Here is a 16,057-nt window from a genome sequence, read left to right as displayed (position 1 = left end):
GCTTCAGCGGGGTTTTTTTATGGGCGGGGCGGACTAGCCGGCAACCACCACCAGTTTCTGGTTGGCGAACTCTTTGATACCCAGGTCCGACAGCTCGCGGCCATAGCCGGAGCGCTTCACGCCGCCGAACGGCAGCTCGGCTGAGGTATCGCTCTGTGAGTTGATAAACACCATGCCGGTCTCTATCGCCGAGGCGAGTCGGCGCCCGCGCGCGATGTCTTGCGTCCAGACCGAGCCACCCAGGCCGTAATGGGAGTCATTCGCCAGCGCGACAGCGGCGTTGTCATCGCCAACCACGTAAATCTGCGCCACCGGTCCGAAAAACTCCTCATAGTAGGCAGGATTATCCGGGCGGATATCGGTCAGGATCGTCGGCTGGAAGTAGCAGCCGACGCCCTCAACCGGCTTGCCGCCGATCAGCAGCGTCGCGCCGTTTTGCACCGCTTCGTCGACCTGCTTCGCAAGGCGATCGCGCGCATCTTTGGAAGAGAGCGGCCCCAGCGTGGTCTGCTCATCGAGCGGATCGCCGAGGCGAGCCGCCTTCAGCGCCGCGCTGAACTTATCGATAAAGGCGCTGGCGATCTTTTCGTGCAGAATAAAGCGCTTGGCGGCGGTACAGACCTGACCGCAGTTGCTAAGCCGCGCCTGCGCGCCCTGACGCACTGCTTCGTCGATATCGGCGTCGTCGAGCACCACAAACACGTCGTTGCCGCCCAGCTCCAGCGTCGACTTCTTCAGGTATTTGCCCGCCTGCTGCGCCACCGCGCTGCCGGCGCGTTCTGAGCCGGTCAGGGCGACGCCCTGTACGCGATCGTCGGCAATGAGCTCGGCGACCTGGTCGCTGCTGATAAACAGGTTAGTCCAGGCGCCTTCCGGCGCGCCCGCTTCGATGACCAGCTTTGCAAACACGTCGGCGCAGTGCGGCACGATATTGGCATGTTTCGCCAGCACCGGATTGCCCAGCGCCAGGTTAGGCGCCAGCACGCGCATCAGCTGATAATAAGGGAAGTTCCACGGCTCGACGGCGACCAGTACCCCGATGGGATGATACTCGACCCAGGCCTCGCCCAGTTCGCTGGGGTAGGGCTGCGGTTTCAGGATCTCTGCCGCATGGTCGGCATAGTAGCGCGCGATCTGCGCGCAAATTTTCACTTCTCCACGGCTCTGACCAATCAGCTTGCCCATCTCCTTGCTGGCAATGGCGGCCAGTTCGTCAACCCGGCTTTCAATCAAATCAGCCAGCCTGGCGAGCACCTGCAGACGCGGCGCGATGTCGCCTTTGCTCCACGACGAGTGGAACAGGCGATCGGCGGTTTCCAGCGCCTGGCTTACCGCAGCGGCGTCGTGAGAAGGCCAGCTTTTCAGCAGCTGATTATTGGCGGGGTTAATGCTCTGATAGGAAGACATAGATTCTCCTTGGTCAGTAAAAAAGTGAGGCGGGAAATCCCGCCTCGCAATCAGATATTTTTGCGCTCTACCGGCGTATCGTCCCACGTCAGCACATCGGCTTCCGTTTTGTCAAAGGCGCGAAACAGCACTTCATCGTTACCCTGCTGACGCCAGATCTCCTCCGCCAGCTTTTCGTCATAGTTGGCCACTTCGAAGATAGCCTCGGCGATTTCCGGCGAGGTGTGGCGCAGCGTGGCCCATTCGCCAACGTGGTGTGCTTTCGCTTGGTCGTTCGACATACTTTTCTCCTTAATGAAACTTACCCTTTGAGTTTTACCGTCAGACCGGCAACATGTTCGCCCTGATAGCGAGCGATATTCAGTTCCGCTTCCGTGGGCTGACGTGAGCCGTCGCCTCCCGCCAGCGTAGTGGCACCGTAAGGCGTGCCGCCGCGCGTTTGCGAGATATCGAACAGCTCTTGCGTTCCGTAACCAATCGGCACGATCACCATGCCGTGGTGCGCTAAGGTGGTCCAGACCGAGGTGATGGTCAGCTCTTGGCCGCCACCGGTACCGGTCGAGGTAAAGACGCTGCCGACCTTGCCGTGCAGGGCGCCAGAGGCCCACAGGCCGCCGGTGCGGTCCCAGAAGGTGCGCATCTGGCCGGACATATTGCCGAAGCGCGTCGGCGTGCCGATCAGGATAGCGTCGTACTGCGGCAATATGTCCGGCGTTGCTTCCGGGGCCGCCTGGTCGGTTTTTCCGCCCACCTGGGCGAAACGCTCGGCGTCCATGGTTTCCGGCACGCGCCGGATGTCGACTTCGACACCCGGAACGCGGCGCGCGCCTTCCGCTACCGCATTCGCCATGGTTTCGATATGTCCGTACATTGAGTAATAAAGCACCAAAATTCTGGCCATTGCGCGCTCCTCAGCATGTGAAAACCTAAGCAGAAGTATAGAAGAGCTTTTTGGCCCTGCGGCGAGATCGCAAAATTTGCGGTTTTTCTGATGCATTGCATTCAGGTCGCGACCTGCGCACAATGGCGCCCGTTAAATCGCTGAAGGTGAGATATGTCGGACGTTTCCCGCACCCTGGCACTGCGCGTTTCGCGCGAAGAGCTGGTGCTGATTTTCATTACCATGATCTGGGGCGGCACCTTCCTGGTGGTGCATCGCGCCATGGCCTGGTCAGGCCCTTTCTTTTTTGTCGGCTTGCGCTTCGCCACCGCCGCGCTGATCCTCGCCTGCGTCTTTCGTCGCGCGCTGGCGGACACCACGCGGCAGGAGCTGATCGCAGGCGCGCTGATCGGCCTGTCGATCGCCGGCGGCTATGGCCTGCAAACCTGGGGCATGCAGACCATCTCCAGCAGTCAGTCCGCCTTTCTCACCGCGCTCTACGTGCCAGTGGTGCCGCTGCTGCAGTGGTTGTTTCTGCGGCGGCCGCCGGGCGTGATGGCGTGGTGCGGCATCCTGCTCGCTTTTCTCGGCCTGCTGCTGGTGGCCGGGCCGCAGGATGGCCGCATCAGCCTTAACCAGGGCGAAATCGCCACCTTGCTCAGCACGCTTGCCATCGCCGCCGAGATCATCCTGATTAGCCGTTTCGCCGGCCAGGTAGACGTGCGCCGCGTGACGCTGATTCAGCTGGCGGTCGCCTCGCTGTGCGCCTTCGCCCTGATGGCGCCGAACGGCGAGTCGATACCGGCGCTCAGCCCGACGCTGCTGCTGAGCGCGCTGGGTCTCGGCGCGGCCAGTGCGCTGATTCAGGTCACCATGAACTGGGCGCAGCGCAGCGTTTCACCGACGCGCGCCACGGTCATTTACGCGGGCGAGCCGGTCTGGGCGGGCGTAGTAGGGCGTCTTGCCGGAGAGCGGCTTCCTGCGGCGGCCATTCTCGGCGGCGCGCTGATCGTCTGCGGCGTCATCGTCAGCGAGCTGAAGCTCAGGCGAAAAAAAGCGGCGCCAGAGGCGCCGCGCGAATAGTTATCCCTGCTGGCGCGCCGGACGCTCCGCCAGCGCCGCGCCGCGTCGCCGCAGAATCGCGTTAAGCAGAATCGCGCCGAAAGTGGCGGTGCCTATGCCGCCCAGAGTAAAGCCGCCGATCTTCAGAGAAAAATCGCCCGCGCCCAGCACCAGCGTGGTGGCGACCATAATCAGATTGTTGTTCTGGCTGAAGTCGACATGGTTCTGCACCCAGATGCGCGCGCCCGCGACCGCGATCAAGCCGAAGACCACAATCGAGGCGCCGCCGATAACCGGCGCGGGAATCGCATGGATCAGCGCGCCGAATTTCGGCGAAAAGCCGAGGATCAGCGCAATGACCGCCGCCGCCACGAAGGCGAGCGTGGAGTAGACTTTGGTGACCGCCATCACGCCGATATTCTCCGCGTAGGTGGTCACGCCGCTGCCGCCGATCGAGCCGGAGATCATGGTCGCCAGGCCGTCGCCGACAAAGGCGCGTCCCATCCAGGGATCGAGATTGCGGCCGGTCATGCCCGCCACCGCCTTGAGATGGCCGAGGTTTTCCGCCACCAGAATAATCGCCACCGGCGCGATCATCACCATCGCCTGAAGATCGAAGCTGGGTGCGGTGGTTTGCGGCATGCCGAACCACGCGGCCTGCGCCACGCCGCTGAAGTCGACCGGTTTGCCGAAGCCCAGCACGTTGGTCAGCAGCGCGTAAATCGCCCAGGCGACGATCAGCCCCACCAGAATCAGCAGGCGCTGCACCATCCCGGAGGTAAAGACCGCCACCAGCCCGATGGCGAGCACGGTCATTACCGCCATCCAGCTGTCGAAGCCAGAGGCCGCGACGCTGTGCACCGCAATGGGCGCGAGGTTAAGCCCAATCGCCATGACCACGGCGCCGGTAACCACCGGCGGCATCAGACGTTCGATCCAGCGCGTGCCGACTTTCATCACCAGCAGACCGATGAGCATATAGAGCGCGCCGCAGGCGATTACTCCGCCGAGGGCGACGCTGAGATGCGGGTTCAGCCCCTGACCGTTGAAGCCGGTTACGGCGATGACCACGCCGACAAAGGCCGCGCTGGAGCCAAGATAGCTCGGCACGCGTCCGCCGGTGATAACAAAAAAGAGCAGGGTGCCGATGCCTGACACCAGAATCGCCAGATTGGGATCCAGCCCCATCAGCAGCGGCATCAGGACGGTGGCGCCAAACATCGCCACCGCATGCTGCAGGCCGAGGATCGCCGTTTGTCCAAACGGCAGCGTCTCATCCGGGGCGATAAGCCCGCCGTCCGATACCGCCGACTTTTTACGCCATTGAGGAAACCAGGAACTCGCCATCGTTATCTCCAGAAAGAGGGGTATCAGGCCGCGCGGGGCGGATTAGCGGGCGTCCTGCCGCTGCAGCGGTAGATAGCCGCGATCGAACCAGGCCAGCCCGTGCATTTCATTGCTAAACGTTAGCGCCAGCACTTCGCAAAACAGCACGTCGTGGGTGCCGACCTGCGTAATGTCGCTGATGCGGCAGTCGAACGAGACCAGCGCCCCTTCGAGCACGGGCGAACCTGTCGCCGCCGTGCGCCACTGCGCCGCCTGAAAGCGCGCTTCCATCGGCGTCTTGCCGCCGAAGAGAGCAGAGAGCGCCTCCTGACCGGCCGCCAGGGTATTGACGCAAAGCTGGCGGTTGGCCTCGAACACCGACCATACCGAGGCTGAGCGGTTCAGGCAGACCAGCAGCGTCGGCGGCGTATCGGTGACGCTGCACACCGCGGAGGCGGTAAAACCCGCGCGGCCCGCCGGGCCGTCGGTGGTGATGATATTAACGGCGGCGCCAAGGCGCGCCATGCCGTCACGAAAGGCCTGCTTCTCGACCAGCGCGGTCTCAGGCGTAAGGGTAAGGGTGCTCATCGTTATCTCCTTAGCTCGCCGCGCGCTGCGGCGCGGCTTCGCTCCTGTTAAGCCACTGCAGCAGCAGCGAATTGAATCCGTCGGCGTCGGTGACGCTCATGGCATGTCCGCCCCAGGACATCGCGATCTGCTGCGCGTTGGGCAGCGCGGCCGCCAACTCCCCGTTGCAGCTCCAGGGCACCAGCATGTCGTCCTGGCTGCAGATCGCCAGCACCGGCTGCTGAATGCGCGCGGCCAGCGGCGTAAAGTCGGCGCGCATCAGGGCGTTCAGGCGCAGCAGCAGGTTGTCGCGCCCCTGAAAATGGGCGAGATGCGCCGCCTCTTCTTCGGCGAGACGCGTCTGATGCTGCGCCATCCACTCTGCCGGATAGAGGAACAGCGGCTGCGCGCGCACGAAGGCCTCGACGCCCGCCTTGAGCAACAGATCCTGCCGCACCTGAAAGCAGCGTCGCGTATGGGGATGCAGCCGCAGCCAGCCGTTGATGACCGCCACGCGCTCGACGCGTTCGGGGTAATCGAGCGCCAGCTGCAGCCCGACGAGGCCGCCGAGGGCGTGGCCGATGACGCCGAAGCGCGTAATGCCGTGCTGCGCCAGCGCCTCGGCCAGTTCGGCCGCCATCATCGCCATCGAATAGTCGGCGGGCAGCGACTGCGCGCTACGGCCGGTGCCGCGCTGGTCGTAAACCACCACGCGATAGCGCGCGCTCAGCGCCGCCAGCTGCGGCTGCCAGAAGCCTGCTACGCCGCCGAGGCCGGAAGCCAACACCAGCGTCGGCGCTGCGGGATCCTGCCGTCCCAGTATCTCCAGATGCATTACGCCTCCCGCTTGCCGATATGCGCCACGCTGGCGATCTCCACCAGCGCGTCGGGCTTCACCAGGCCGCACTGAATGCAGAAGCGAGCCGGCTTATCGCCGGCAAAATACTCGGCATAAACCTGATTGATGGCGGCGTAATTTTGCCAGTCGGTAAGAAAAATCGAGTTGAACGTTACGTCGTCGAGCGTGCCGCCCGCGGTTTCAATCACGGTTTTAATGGTTTCCAGCACGTGGCGCGTCTGCGCGGCAGCGTCGCCGATATGCACCACGTTATTCTCTTTGTCGAACGGCAGGGTGCCGGAGACATAGACCACGCCGTCGGCCAGCGTACCCGGCACGAAGGGGGCGATAGGCGTGGCGGTGCCCGGGGGAATAATCACAGACTTCGGCATGACGTTACTCCTTATGTCCTTGCAGGCTTTCGCAGAAGGCGTCGACGCTGGAGACCCAGCCGAAAAAAGTTTCGATATTGAAAATCGCCGCCTGCTGGGCGAAGGGCGGGCCCGCCTGGTAAGTGGCGTCTTCCAGCACCACACCGAAATATTCGAGGAAAAAGCCGTCGCGCAGCGTCGATTCCACGCAGACGTTGGTGGCGATGCCGGTAAAGATCAGATGGCGAATGCCGCGGCTGCGCAGCATGCTGTCGAGCGGCGTGTTGAAAAAGCCGCTGTAGCGCGGTTTCGGCAGCACGATATCATCTGGCTGCGGCTGCAGCGCGTCCACCAGCTGATAATCCCAGCCGCCTTTCGCCAGCAGCGAGCCCTGCAGCTCAGGACGCTTGCGCATGGTTTTCAGGGCGTTGGACTTATGAAAATTCGGCGAACCGGCGTCGCCCGCCTCGACATACTGGTTATCCCAGCCGTTCTGGAACCAAACGATTTGCACGCCCGCCGCGCGCGCGGCGGCGACCGCCTGCGCAATCTTCTCTATCACCGGCGTCGTGGAGGAGACGTCGAAGCCGGCCAGGTCGAGGTAGCCGCCGGGCGTGGCGTAGGCGTTTTGCATATCGACTACGATCAGCGCGCTTTGCGTAGGCGGAAAAGCGATCGCTTCCGGGCGCGCAGGCAGCTCAACCTGCGGCAGCGTGGAAGTATGGGCGCAGTAAACGGTACTCATCAGGCCACCTCTCTGTTGTCATTGATCTCGCTGCGACACTGCATCAGCGGCTGGATATGCTGGCCGAAATCTTCAATGCCCTGCAGGAAGTCGTCGAAGGTAAGCAGCACGCCTTCGGCGCCTTCAACCTGAGCCACCTCATCCAGCATGCGCGCGACGTTAGCGTAAGAGCCGACCAGCGTGCCCATATTGATATTGACTGCGGAAGTGGGGTCGGCCATCTGGCGCACGTTGGTGTCGCTGCCGGAACGCTTATCCTGCTGGCTCTGCGTGGTCAGCCAGGCGAGCGCTTCTTCGTCGGCGCCTGCTTTATAGTGTTCCCACCTGGCGCGCGCCGCCTCGTCGCTGTCGGCGGCGATAATCATAAACAGCACATAGGAGCCGACGTCGCGACCCGCCTTGTCCGCCGCCTGCTTCATGCGCGCGGCGGTCGGGGCGAAGGCGGCCGGCGTGTTGACCCCTTTGCCGAAGCAGAAGTTGTAGTCGGCATTCTGCGCGGAAAAGGCCATGCCTGCGTCGCTCTGACCGGCGCAGATGACTTTCATCGGCTTCTGCGGCTGTGGGCTGACCCGGCAGTCGTTCATGGTGAAAAATTCGCCTTTGAAATCGGACTGGCCGCTGCCCCAGAGATCGCGCAGCACGGTAACGTACTCCGTCAGGTAGTCGTAGCGGCGGCTAAAGTAGTCATCGCCCGGCCAGACGCCCATCTGCTCATACTCCGGCTTCTGCCAGCCGGTCACCAGATTGACGCCGAAGCGGCCGCCGGAGATGGAGTCGATGGTCGACGCCATGCGCGCCACGATGGCAGGCGGCAGCGTTAGCGTGGCGGCGGTGGCGTAGATCTCTATACGCGAGGTCACGGCGGCCAGGCCTGCCATCAGGGTGAAAGATTCAAGATTGTGATCCCAGAACTCGGTTTTACCGCCGAAGCCGCGCAGCTTGATCATCGAAAGCGCAAAGTCGAAGTGGTAGCGCTCTGCCTTTTGTACGATCGCCTTGTTCAGTTCGAACGTCGGTTTGTACTGCGGAGCGTGGGTAGAAATCAGCCAGCCGTTGTTACCAATCGGAATGAAAACGCCAATCTTCATGTCAAACCCTCTTTGCCAGGTGATAAATGATGTGGTGCGCTGCGCGGCATCCTGCTTCATCCCTGATAGCGGCGCTTGCTGACAAATTTGCAAAGGTTGTGCCACAAAATAAAAGATTATAATTAACAAATGGTTAAATGCGTCGGGGTCAAGAAAGGTGGAACGGCTGGTCCGTTATGGACCATATGGTCAAAAATCTCTGCACGTTTTGCAGGCAAGCTGAACAAAAAAGGTGCAGCGTCCGGGTTGGGCAGGGCAGAGCGGCTTTGCTATGATGCCAGTACGCTTAAGGAATGAGGTAACGCTGTGAAAACCGATGAAAAAAAACCGACGCGACGTTCGCGCGCGACTGCGGCGAAGCGCGCCGCCATTCTGGAGGCTGCGCTGGCGCTTTTCTCTCAGTTTGGTATTCACGGCACGCGTCTGGATCAGGTCGCCGAGCGCGCCGACGTCTCGAAAACCAATCTGCTCTACTATTATCCTTCGAAAGAAACGCTCTATGTCGCGGTGCTGAAAGAGATCCTCGACGTCTGGCTGGCGCCGCTGCGCGCGCTGCAGCACGACATGGACCCGCTTAGCGCCATCCGGCGCTATATCCGCCTTAAGCTTGAGGTGTCGCGCGATCATCCGCAGGCGTCGCGACTCTTCTGTCTTGAGATGCTGCAGGGCGCGCCGCTGCTAAAAGGGGAGCTGGCAGGCGATCTCAAACAGCTGGTGGACGATAAGGCGGCGATCGTTGAGCGCTGGATCAAGGAGGGGCGGCTGGCGGGCGTACAGCCTCAGCATCTCTTTTTTATGCTGTGGGCGGCGACGCAGCACTATGCGGATTTCGCCAGCCAGGTCGAGGCGATTACCGGTCAGACCCTGAGCGATCCCCACTTTTTTGATGAAACGGTAGAAAACGTGCAGCGCATGATCATCGAAGGGATCCGCGTGCGCTAATTGCCTGGCGGCTGGCACCGCCGCTCTGCCACGGAGTTATCGATGGATTCTGTTTCGCAACTGCTGCTGGGCGCGTCGGTCAGCGTCGCGGCGATGGGTCGCCGGGCGCCGCTCTGGCAGGCGGCGGCGGTGGGCGCCGTCTGCGGCACGCTGCCCGATCTCGATGTGTTTATCGATCACGGCGACGCCATCCGCAATATGACGCTGCACCGCACCGAGAGCCATGCGCTGCTGTGGCTCACGCTCGCCTCGCCGCTGCTCGCCTGGCTTATCGCGGGCCTTTTCCGGCGCGGAGTAAGCTGGCAGCAGTGGTGGCTGGCGATCTGGCTGGCGCTGATTACCCATCCGCTGCTGGATCTGATGACGGTATACGGCACGCAGCTTGGCCTGCCGCTCACCGATCACCCCTTCGCCGTCGGCAGCATCTATATCGTCGATCCGCTCTATACGCTGCCGCTGCTGATCTGCCTCGCGGTAGCGCTGCGGCGCGGCGGCGCCAGCGGTCTGCGCTGGAATCGCGCCGGATTAACCCTGAGCACGCTCTATCTCGCCTGGAGCGTGGCGATTCAGGGCGTGGCCGGCTGGCAGATCGGGCATTCGCTGGCGCAGCAGGAGGTATCCGACGAGAAGGTGCTGGTGACGCCAACCGCGTTCAATACGCTGGTGTGGCGCGCGGTGATTATCGACGGCGATCGCTATGGCGAAGCCTGGTGGTCGCTGCTGTCCCCGACGCGGCCGCTACAGATCCGCTGGCAGTCACGACACACGGCGCTGTTCGCGCCGCTGCAGGGCAGCTGGTATGCGGAGCGCGTCGCCTGGTTCAGCCACGGCTTCTATGCGCTGCGCGAGCAGGATGGGCAAACGCTCATTGCCGATTTACGCATGGGGGAAGAGGGGAATTATACCTTTACCTTCGGGCTGGGCACGCCGCAGTCGCCTGCTGCGCATCCTGAACGGCTGCCTTCCGCGCGTCCTTCGCTGGGGCAGAGTTTTAAAAAGATTGGGGAGCGTTTGTAAAAGCGAATTACGCACCTCGTCCCTGAGGTGCGCCCGTCGCCGGGCCAACGCGTTGCGTTGTTCAAAAACGCTGCCGGCGTCTTTATCGCGGTTTGGCGCCAGGGTAAAAGCGATTAACGGGCAGCGCGACGGCGCAGCAGCCAGCCCATGGTCAGCATGACAAACCACAGCGGCGTGACCATCAGCGCCTGACGGGTATCCTCCTGCAGCGTCAGCAGCACCAGCACGAAGGCGAAGAACGCCATCACCACCCAGCACATGAACTTGCCCAGCGGCATCTTAAAGCCCGACGCCGCATGGCGCTCCGGATATTTCTTGCGGTAGGCCAGATAGCTGCACAGGATTATGGTCCAGACGAACATAAACAGGATCGCCGACACTGTGGTCACCATGGTGAATACTGTCATCACGTCTGGAATCAGATAAATCAGCGCGACGCCTGCAAGCAGGCAGAGGCAGGAGAAAAAGAGACCGGCAGTCGGCACCGCACGCGCGGAGAGTCGACCAAAGGCGCGGTGCGCCACGCCCTGCTGCGACAGGCCGTAGAGCATACGGCTGGTGGAAAAGATGCCGCTGTTGGCGGAAGAGGCCGCTGAGGTCAGCACCACAAAGTTCACGATGCTGGCTGCAGCCGGCAGGCCAATCAGTACGAACATCTCAACAAAGGGGCTGCGATCCGCCAGCACCTGCGTCCAGGGGGTGACCGCCATGATCACCATCAGCGCCAGCACGTAGAACATAATGACGCGCAGCGGAATGGCGTTAATCGCGCGCGGCAGCACCTTGTGGGGATCGTGCGTTTCCGCCGCCGCCGTGCCGACCAGCTCAATGCCGACAAAGGCGAACACCGCAATCTGGAAACCGGCGAAAAAGCCGCTCAGCCCTTTCGGGAACAGGCCGCCGTGATCCCAGATATTGCTCAGCGACGCGGTGCCGCCGCCTGGCGACGGATAGTGCAGAGTCACCAGCACGATGCCGGTGATAATCAGCGCCACGATGGCGACGATCTTAATGATGGCGAACCAGAACTCCATCTCGCCGAACATTTTCACCGTGGCGATATTTAGCGCAAGGAAGACGAAGACACACAGCAGGGCGCTCATCCATACGGAAAAGCCGGGAAACCAGAGCTGGAAATAGGCGGATATTGCCACCACGTCGGCAATGCCGGTCACCACCCAGCAGAACCAGTAGGTCCAGCCGGTAAAGTAGCCCGCCCAGGGGCCGAGCAGATCGGCGGCGAAATCGCTGAACGATTTGTATTCCAGATTAGAGAGCAGCAGCTCGCCCATCGCGCGCATGACAAAAAAGAGCATAAAGCCGATGATCATGTAAACGAAAATGATCGACGGACCCGCCAGACTGATGGTTTTGCCGGAGCCCATAAACAGCCCGGTGCCGATGGCGCCGCCAATGGCGATAAGCTGAATATGACGGTTATGCAGATTGCGCCGCAGCTTGTCAGGATTCTCCTGTTCAGCAACGGCTTCTTTTATTTGATCAACCATAAAATCGTTATTCCTGTCTGGATGTTGTGTCAGCTCTGCTGGCTGTTTGCGATCGCTTGCCTGGAGGCAAGTGGGCATAAGATAGAGGAATAAGGCAAAAGCCCGCTAATTTTTTTGTACAAATGCGACCTTTACGTCTTATTAACATGTCAGAAAATCTTTACGCGGCACAAACTTGCGGCGCAACGCGGCTGTTTTAAGCGAAAAGCGTCATTTCCGGCGCTAAACCGGCGCGTAGCTTCTACACTTTTGTTCTCTAAATCAAGCTGCTGCGAGAGGGAGAATGCGCACGATTATTCTGCTGCTGGTGCTGATAGCCGTTGGATGGTGGAGCCTGCCGTGGCTGAAACAGCATCTGCCGCCCCAGTTTAACCCCTTTACGCCGCTGGCGGTCACCGATCCGCCCGGCTGGATGACGCGCTACAAACTCAAACGGCTGGCTGGCGATCCCGCTGCCTGCCTCGACGTAATGCGCCGCGCGCAGCAGGCAGGACTGGTGACGTTTAGCGCGCGTCCCGCCGTCACGGGCGCCTGTCCGCTGCCTGACCCGCTGCGTATCCAGCGTTTCGGCAAGGTCAGCCTGAGCAGCAGCTTTCTCGCCAGCTGCCCAATGGCCGTCGCCAGCACCATGTTTGTTCTGCGCAGCCAGCAGCGCCTGGCGCAGGCGCAGCCCGGCGCGTCGCTGGCGCGCATCAACCATGTCGGCAGCTACGCCTGCCGCAATATCTATCACCGCACGGAAGGGCGCTTAAGCGAGCATGCTACCGCGGACGCGTGGGACGTCACCGGCTTTCAGCTGGGCGATGGGCAACGCATAGAGGTGGGGAAAAACTGGACGCAGCCGGAGAATAAGTCGGCTCTGCTGCATCAGCTCTGGCAGGAGGGGTGTAATAACTTCGGCAACGTGCTTGGGCCGGATTATAACGCCGCGCATGCCAGCCATTTTCATTTCGGCATGCGCGGAACCGGATATTGCCGATGAATTAAACCGCCGGGTTCAGCCCGCGTTTAATCAGGAAATGATTGGCGGGCCAGGAAAATATAAACCCGGTCAGCGTTGCGAGCTGCAGCATGAACCAAAAAGCCGCCATCAGCGGATTGATTTGCTGATGAAGCACAAATTTTAGGGCCAGGCTCATAAAGAGGAAAATACCTGCCTGATAAACCAGCAGCGGGAAAGTTTCGGTGCGAAAGGCGACCAGCAAGGCGCGCCAGATGGAAAATGCTTCGCGCTGCCTGATCGCCATAAATTGTAAAAACAAACCGCTAATCAAGGAAATAGTCAGGCAGATAATTGCCTGCATCCAGAGCGGCGTAGCAAAATGATAGTGATTTAGCAGAGTGATAATCGGAATCGTAATCAGTTCGCTAAAAATGCAGGCTGCCGCCGAAAGAGAAGTGGTAATAAATATGGTTTGCCAGCCGGCGTAATGATGAATTTTTTGCGGAACCAATAGCGCAAGTTTAAGCTGACGCGAGGGTTTTCGACCAAGATACCACCAGGCCAGCCAGCCAAAGAACGGCATGTAGAGTCCGGTCAGCGGCCAGATAATGTTCATTATCCCGACAGGATGAGGATGGCGGAAAATATCCTTAAGGATCATCAGAGCGGTACAGGCTCCTAATACCAGGAAGGGTAATGCCAGCTGATTCAACATAGTGTTTCCCACCTGCAAAGGTAAAAGCGCATCCGTAAAAACGGCCGAAGGCTGCCAGAAGCCTGCATGCCGCGCGTAATGGGTAGGTAAGGGGGTCCATGGTTAAGCTTAGCCCAATCGCAACACAAAGAAGCGATCTGGGCCTAAGCGAAACGGCAAAAAAAAAGAAGCATTTCCCCTGTTATCGGCATTTTCGCTTTAGAATACTTTAACTCTATGTTTACAAATAAATTACCTGTCTAAACTAATTTCACTTAATAGCTATGCTGAATGATGGCCAATGTATGAGAAATTTATTGTTGTGTTGCGGATTGAATCTGTTTAAGAAAAATCTTATTCTGTTTTTTCAGCGGCTATACTGCTGAGAATGGGATTCTCTTTCGAGAAGCGCAGGAATCATGCTTTAAGAAAAACACGCACAACCGGATGTGACGTGGCTTTTACTGGCATCCCTGTTTTTTTCTCAATAAAACTTTTTTCTCTTATAAATTTATTTTTTTAAGAATGTACAACCTCAATAACCAGACGCGTCAGCGTGAGGATAACGCCGAGGCAATATGACTAACGAAAATTATTTCGTCTGGCGCCGAGAGACGGAAAAAGAATTTCAGGCCCTCGCTTCAACTGAAGAATTGAAGACGCTCATTCAGACACAGGTAGTGTCATTAGGGTTCGATAGCTATTCCTTTTTGATTCAGCATCCTGTGCCTTTTACCCGACCGCGCCTTTTTTTGCATCACACTTATCCAAAAGCCTGGATGAAACGCTATGAGGAAAAAAACTACTACGCCGTCGATCCGGTGTTATTGCTTTGCCAGCAGCCGGGACGAGGGCTGGAGTGGACGGACGACATCTTCGCTGGGGCCGGCGATTTGTGGAAAGAGGCGCAGGAATATGGGCTAAACAGCGGATTTTCCTGCTCCGCGATGGCGTCAAATCGCGCCATTGGTATATTATCTATAGCATCTCGCCTGGCAAGCAAGACGCAGGATTTGCACACCGAGCTGGAAGTGAAACTGCACTTTCTGGCGGAGCTGAGTTTGCGTGCGCTCCAGCGTTTTTCCGATGATGCGCTAATGGTGCTAAAAAATGATTTCAGCCAGCGTGAGCTGGAGATTTTGAAATGGACGGCCGAGGGCAAAACTTCGGCTGAAATTTCGCTTATTTTAGCCATTTCGCAGCATACGGTAAATTTTCACCAAAAGAATATGCAAAAGCGATTTAATGTTTCCAATAAAACCCAAATTGCCTGTTATGCGGCGGCAATTGGTCTGATATAGAAAAAGGCAACTACTAAATTTAGTAGTTACGTTGCCGCAAGCAGTTGTCTACCCTGCGCCGGGACTTTGCCAGGCTGGCGTAGCGTAAATCAGTGCAAACATGAGGATGTCAGGGGCGCATGATGAAGATAATTCAAACCCAGTTAAAGGATATGCCGTCCTCTCTGCTGGCCGAGTTAGGCAGCTACCGTTATAGCGTATTTGCGCGTGGAGAAGGTTGGTCGATTCCGCCGCGTCTCAGCACGCCGGGTCAGGAGTATGACCGTTTCGATCGTTCGGATGTCACCTGGCTACTGGCATGGAGTGCGCGCGAGGGCATTAGCGGCTGCGCGCGGCTGATGCCGTGGCATGAACCCGCCCAGAGCGAAGGGCTGGTGGTGCCGTTCAGTCATGAAAAAGTGTGGGAGATGTCGCGCTTCTCGGCGAAGCTGGAAGTGGACGCGGAACTGCCGTTCAACCTCTTATGGCACGCAGTACAGCTCGCTGAACTCAACGGCATGGAGTATTTGATTAGCTCGGCGACGCCGATGCTGGAGAAGATGTTTGAGGATCACCAGGTCGCCTATGAGCCGCTCACGCCGGGCTTGATTCAGTCGGAAGACAACCTGTTCGCCATTCGCATTCCAGTGGCGCAGCCGGCGCTGGCGGAAAAGTATCGCGGCACGCGGCGCTTCAGCCCGGAAGAGGTGTTGCCGTCACTGGGCGTCTCTGTCAACTGGCAGTCGCACACCTGACAGCGCGCCCCCGCGTCAGGCGGGGGCGAACGCATCACTGACGATACGCGGTTTTAATCTGTTTGATGGTATTGCTAAACACTTCCGCCTGCGGCTTATCACCCAGAGTCTTCACGTAGCGTTCCATATTAATAATCACTTTGCCGGCATCCGCCTGGCCCATTCCTTTCAGAATCAGCGTCACCATCATTTTCAGACAGGCGACTTCGTCGGCCAGCTTTAGCGTGTCGTGCGAGGTAACAAATTCTTCATCGCTCATCGTGTTCTCCTTGGGGGTTAATCGATCGTGCCGGCATGTTCCGCACAGCCGTGCATCAGTATATCACAGCCCGCCATTTACCTGCGTAAACGAAGCGTCAGCGCGGCCGATTCATCAACGGGATATTATTTAAAGCAGCAGGTGAATAATTTTCACAGCTTGCCGGCGCTGCATTTAACCGCAGACCGACATTTGGCTTGATGCATAATTTAACCATTTGAAATTTAATGAAAATTAAAAACATAAAATGATCATATTTTATGCGTTCCCATATTAATTTGGCTGGCTGGAAAGTCGCAATGTAAATCATTGAATACGGCCAAACATTCGGGCGGTTGATGTTCATTATGGTGAAAAGCAGGTATCATGCGCGGG

General features: G+C 59.1%; 18 protein-coding genes. 6 read left to right on the top strand and 12 right to left on the bottom strand.

Going from position 1 to position 16,057, the window contains the following annotated elements; all coding sequences use genetic code 11:
* Positions 1–33: 33 nt before the first annotated feature.
* Genes HA46_RS10145 through wrbA form a run of 3 tightly spaced genes read right to left on the bottom strand, consistent with a single transcriptional unit; the run spans position 34 to position 2,308 of the window.
* Positions 34–1,407 carry an NAD-dependent succinate-semialdehyde dehydrogenase gene (locus HA46_RS10145; RefSeq protein WP_033789382.1) on the bottom strand — a complete coding sequence of 458 codons (1,374 nt, stop codon included), beginning with the start codon at positions 1,405–1,407 and terminating at the stop codon, positions 34–36.
* A 50-nt stretch (positions 1,408–1,457) separates the two neighbouring features.
* Positions 1,458–1,688, bottom strand: a complete 231-nt coding sequence (locus tag HA46_RS10140) for a YccJ family protein (RefSeq protein ID WP_033751138.1) — start codon at positions 1,686–1,688, stop codon at positions 1,458–1,460.
* 20 nt (positions 1,689–1,708) lie between these two features.
* Positions 1,709–2,308, bottom strand: coding sequence for an NAD(P)H:quinone oxidoreductase (wrbA, locus tag HA46_RS10135; protein ID WP_033789385.1), 600 nt, complete (start codon positions 2,306–2,308; stop codon positions 1,709–1,711).
* A 153-nt stretch (positions 2,309–2,461) separates the two neighbouring features.
* On the opposite strand from wrbA, the gene HA46_RS10130 reads away from it, so the two are divergent.
* Positions 2,462–3,370: a DMT family transporter gene (locus HA46_RS10130; RefSeq protein ID WP_033789388.1), complete on the top strand. Its 909-nt coding sequence runs from the start codon at positions 2,462–2,464 to the stop codon at positions 3,368–3,370.
* Here the strand turns inward: HA46_RS10130 and rutG are convergent, their stop codons facing one another.
* From rutG to rutA, 6 genes are read right to left on the bottom strand one after another with little or no spacing between them, the layout of a single operon-like run.
* Positions 3,371–4,696: a pyrimidine utilization transport protein G gene (gene rutG / locus HA46_RS10125; RefSeq protein ID WP_033789393.1), complete on the bottom strand. Its 1,326-nt coding sequence runs from the start codon at positions 4,694–4,696 to the stop codon at positions 3,371–3,373.
* Positions 4,697–4,738: 42 nt separating this feature from the next.
* A complete protein-coding gene (gene rutF, locus HA46_RS10120; protein WP_084884021.1) occupies positions 4,739–5,263 on the bottom strand; it encodes an NADH-dependent FMN reductase RutF in 525 nt (174 codons plus the stop codon).
* A gap of 10 nt (positions 5,264–5,273) precedes the next feature.
* On the bottom strand, positions 5,274–6,077 hold the full coding sequence (gene rutD / locus HA46_RS10115) for a pyrimidine utilization protein D (protein WP_084884019.1): 804 nt from the start codon (positions 6,075–6,077) through the stop codon (positions 5,274–5,276).
* Positions 6,077–6,472: a pyrimidine utilization protein C gene (gene rutC / locus HA46_RS10110; RefSeq protein ID WP_033789402.1), complete on the bottom strand. Its 396-nt coding sequence runs from the start codon at positions 6,470–6,472 to the stop codon at positions 6,077–6,079. Before rutC ends, rutD begins: the two co-directional genes overlap by 1 nt.
* Before the next feature lie 4 nt (positions 6,473–6,476).
* Positions 6,477–7,196 carry a pyrimidine utilization protein B gene (gene rutB / locus HA46_RS10105; protein WP_084884016.1) on the bottom strand — a complete coding sequence of 240 codons (720 nt, stop codon included), beginning with the start codon at positions 7,194–7,196 and terminating at the stop codon, positions 6,477–6,479.
* The gene (gene rutA, locus HA46_RS10100; RefSeq protein WP_084884110.1) at positions 7,196–8,284 is read right to left on the bottom strand and encodes a pyrimidine utilization protein A; all 1,089 of its coding nucleotides are present in this window, start codon (positions 8,282–8,284) and stop codon (positions 7,196–7,198) included. The genes rutB and rutA overlap by 1 nt, the downstream gene beginning before the upstream one ends.
* Positions 8,285–8,590: 306 nt before the next feature.
* Here rutA and rutR point away from each other — a divergent pair, with 306 nt between their 5' ends.
* Both rutR and HA46_RS10090 read left to right on the top strand, forming a co-directional pair.
* A complete protein-coding gene (rutR, locus tag HA46_RS10095) occupies positions 8,591–9,226 on the top strand; it encodes an HTH-type transcriptional regulator RutR (protein WP_033789410.1) in 636 nt (211 codons plus the stop codon).
* Positions 9,227–9,268: 42 nt separating this feature from the next.
* Positions 9,269–10,243 carry a metal-dependent hydrolase gene (locus tag HA46_RS10090; protein WP_084884014.1) on the top strand — a complete coding sequence of 325 codons (975 nt, stop codon included), beginning with the start codon at positions 9,269–9,271 and terminating at the stop codon, positions 10,241–10,243.
* 113 nt (positions 10,244–10,356) lie between these two features.
* Here the strand turns inward: HA46_RS10090 and cycA are convergent, their stop codons facing one another.
* Positions 10,357–11,751, bottom strand: coding sequence for a D-serine/D-alanine/glycine transporter (cycA, locus tag HA46_RS10085; protein ID WP_084884013.1), 1,395 nt, complete (start codon positions 11,749–11,751; stop codon positions 10,357–10,359).
* A gap of 283 nt (positions 11,752–12,034) precedes the next feature.
* Here cycA and HA46_RS10080 point away from each other — a divergent pair, with 283 nt between their 5' ends.
* Positions 12,035–12,733, top strand: a complete 699-nt coding sequence (locus HA46_RS10080) for an extensin-like domain-containing protein (RefSeq protein WP_033789413.1) — start codon at positions 12,035–12,037, stop codon at positions 12,731–12,733.
* Position 12,734: 1 nt separating this feature from the next.
* Here HA46_RS10080 and HA46_RS10075 read toward each other — a convergent pair whose 3' ends face one another.
* Positions 12,735–13,409, bottom strand: a complete 675-nt coding sequence (locus HA46_RS10075) for a DUF4396 domain-containing protein (protein WP_033789415.1) — start codon at positions 13,407–13,409, stop codon at positions 12,735–12,737.
* 557 nt (positions 13,410–13,966) lie between these two features.
* On the opposite strand from HA46_RS10075, the gene HA46_RS10070 reads away from it, so the two are divergent.
* Both HA46_RS10070 and HA46_RS10065 read left to right on the top strand, forming a co-directional pair.
* A complete protein-coding gene (locus HA46_RS10070) occupies positions 13,967–14,689 on the top strand; it encodes an autoinducer binding domain-containing protein (protein ID WP_084884010.1) in 723 nt (240 codons plus the stop codon).
* Between the two features lie 122 nt (positions 14,690–14,811).
* Positions 14,812–15,423 carry an acyl-homoserine-lactone synthase gene (locus HA46_RS10065; RefSeq protein WP_033789573.1) on the top strand — a complete coding sequence of 204 codons (612 nt, stop codon included), beginning with the start codon at positions 14,812–14,814 and terminating at the stop codon, positions 15,421–15,423.
* Positions 15,424–15,457: 34 nt separating this feature from the next.
* Here the strand turns inward: HA46_RS10065 and HA46_RS10060 are convergent, their stop codons facing one another.
* Positions 15,458–15,682: a DUF2594 family protein gene (locus HA46_RS10060; protein ID WP_033789419.1), complete on the bottom strand. Its 225-nt coding sequence runs from the start codon at positions 15,680–15,682 to the stop codon at positions 15,458–15,460.
* Positions 15,683–16,057: the final 375 nt, after the last annotated feature.

It is taken from the genome of Pantoea septica (assembly GCF_002095575.1).
GTDB lineage: Bacteria > Pseudomonadota > Gammaproteobacteria > Enterobacterales > Enterobacteriaceae > Pantoea > Pantoea septica.
Note: the sequence above shows the minus strand (reverse complement) of the source record. Positions and strands in the feature narration are given on the sequence as shown.

Excerpts from the sequence above, each read along its gene's own strand:
- HA46_RS10145 (WP_033789382.1), bottom strand. The coding sequence starts at position 1,407 with ATGTCTTCCTATCAGAGCATTAACCCCGCCAATAATCAGCTGCTGAAA.
- HA46_RS10140 (WP_033751138.1), bottom strand. The coding sequence starts at position 1,688 with ATGTCGAACGACCAAGCGAAAGCACACCACGTTGGCGAATGGGCCACG.
- wrbA (WP_033789385.1), bottom strand. The coding sequence starts at position 2,308 with ATGGCCAGAATTTTGGTGCTTTATTACTCAATGTACGGACATATCGAA.
- HA46_RS10130 (WP_033789388.1), top strand. The coding sequence starts at position 2,462 with ATGTCGGACGTTTCCCGCACCCTGGCACTGCGCGTTTCGCGCGAAGAG.
- rutG (WP_033789393.1), bottom strand. The coding sequence starts at position 4,696 with ATGGCGAGTTCCTGGTTTCCTCAATGGCGTAAAAAGTCGGCGGTATCG.
- rutF (WP_084884021.1), bottom strand. The coding sequence starts at position 5,263 with ATGAGCACCCTTACCCTTACGCCTGAGACCGCGCTGGTCGAGAAGCAG.
- rutD (WP_084884019.1), bottom strand. The coding sequence starts at position 6,077 with ATGCATCTGGAGATACTGGGACGGCAGGATCCCGCAGCGCCGACGCTG.
- rutC (WP_033789402.1), bottom strand. The coding sequence starts at position 6,472 with ATGCCGAAGTCTGTGATTATTCCCCCGGGCACCGCCACGCCTATCGCC.
- rutB (WP_084884016.1), bottom strand. The coding sequence starts at position 7,196 with ATGAGTACCGTTTACTGCGCCCATACTTCCACGCTGCCGCAGGTTGAG.
- rutA (WP_084884110.1), bottom strand. The coding sequence starts at position 8,284 with ATGAAGATTGGCGTTTTCATTCCGATTGGTAACAACGGCTGGCTGATT.
- HA46_RS10090 (WP_084884014.1), top strand. The coding sequence starts at position 9,269 with ATGGATTCTGTTTCGCAACTGCTGCTGGGCGCGTCGGTCAGCGTCGCG.
- cycA (WP_084884013.1), bottom strand. The coding sequence starts at position 11,751 with ATGGTTGATCAAATAAAAGAAGCCGTTGCTGAACAGGAGAATCCTGAC.
- HA46_RS10080 (WP_033789413.1), top strand. The coding sequence starts at position 12,035 with ATGCGCACGATTATTCTGCTGCTGGTGCTGATAGCCGTTGGATGGTGG.
- HA46_RS10075 (WP_033789415.1), bottom strand. The coding sequence starts at position 13,409 with ATGTTGAATCAGCTGGCATTACCCTTCCTGGTATTAGGAGCCTGTACC.
- HA46_RS10070 (WP_084884010.1), top strand. The coding sequence starts at position 13,967 with ATGACTAACGAAAATTATTTCGTCTGGCGCCGAGAGACGGAAAAAGAA.
- HA46_RS10065 (WP_033789573.1), top strand. The coding sequence starts at position 14,812 with ATGAAGATAATTCAAACCCAGTTAAAGGATATGCCGTCCTCTCTGCTG.
- HA46_RS10060 (WP_033789419.1), bottom strand. The coding sequence starts at position 15,682 with ATGAGCGATGAAGAATTTGTTACCTCGCACGACACGCTAAAGCTGGCC.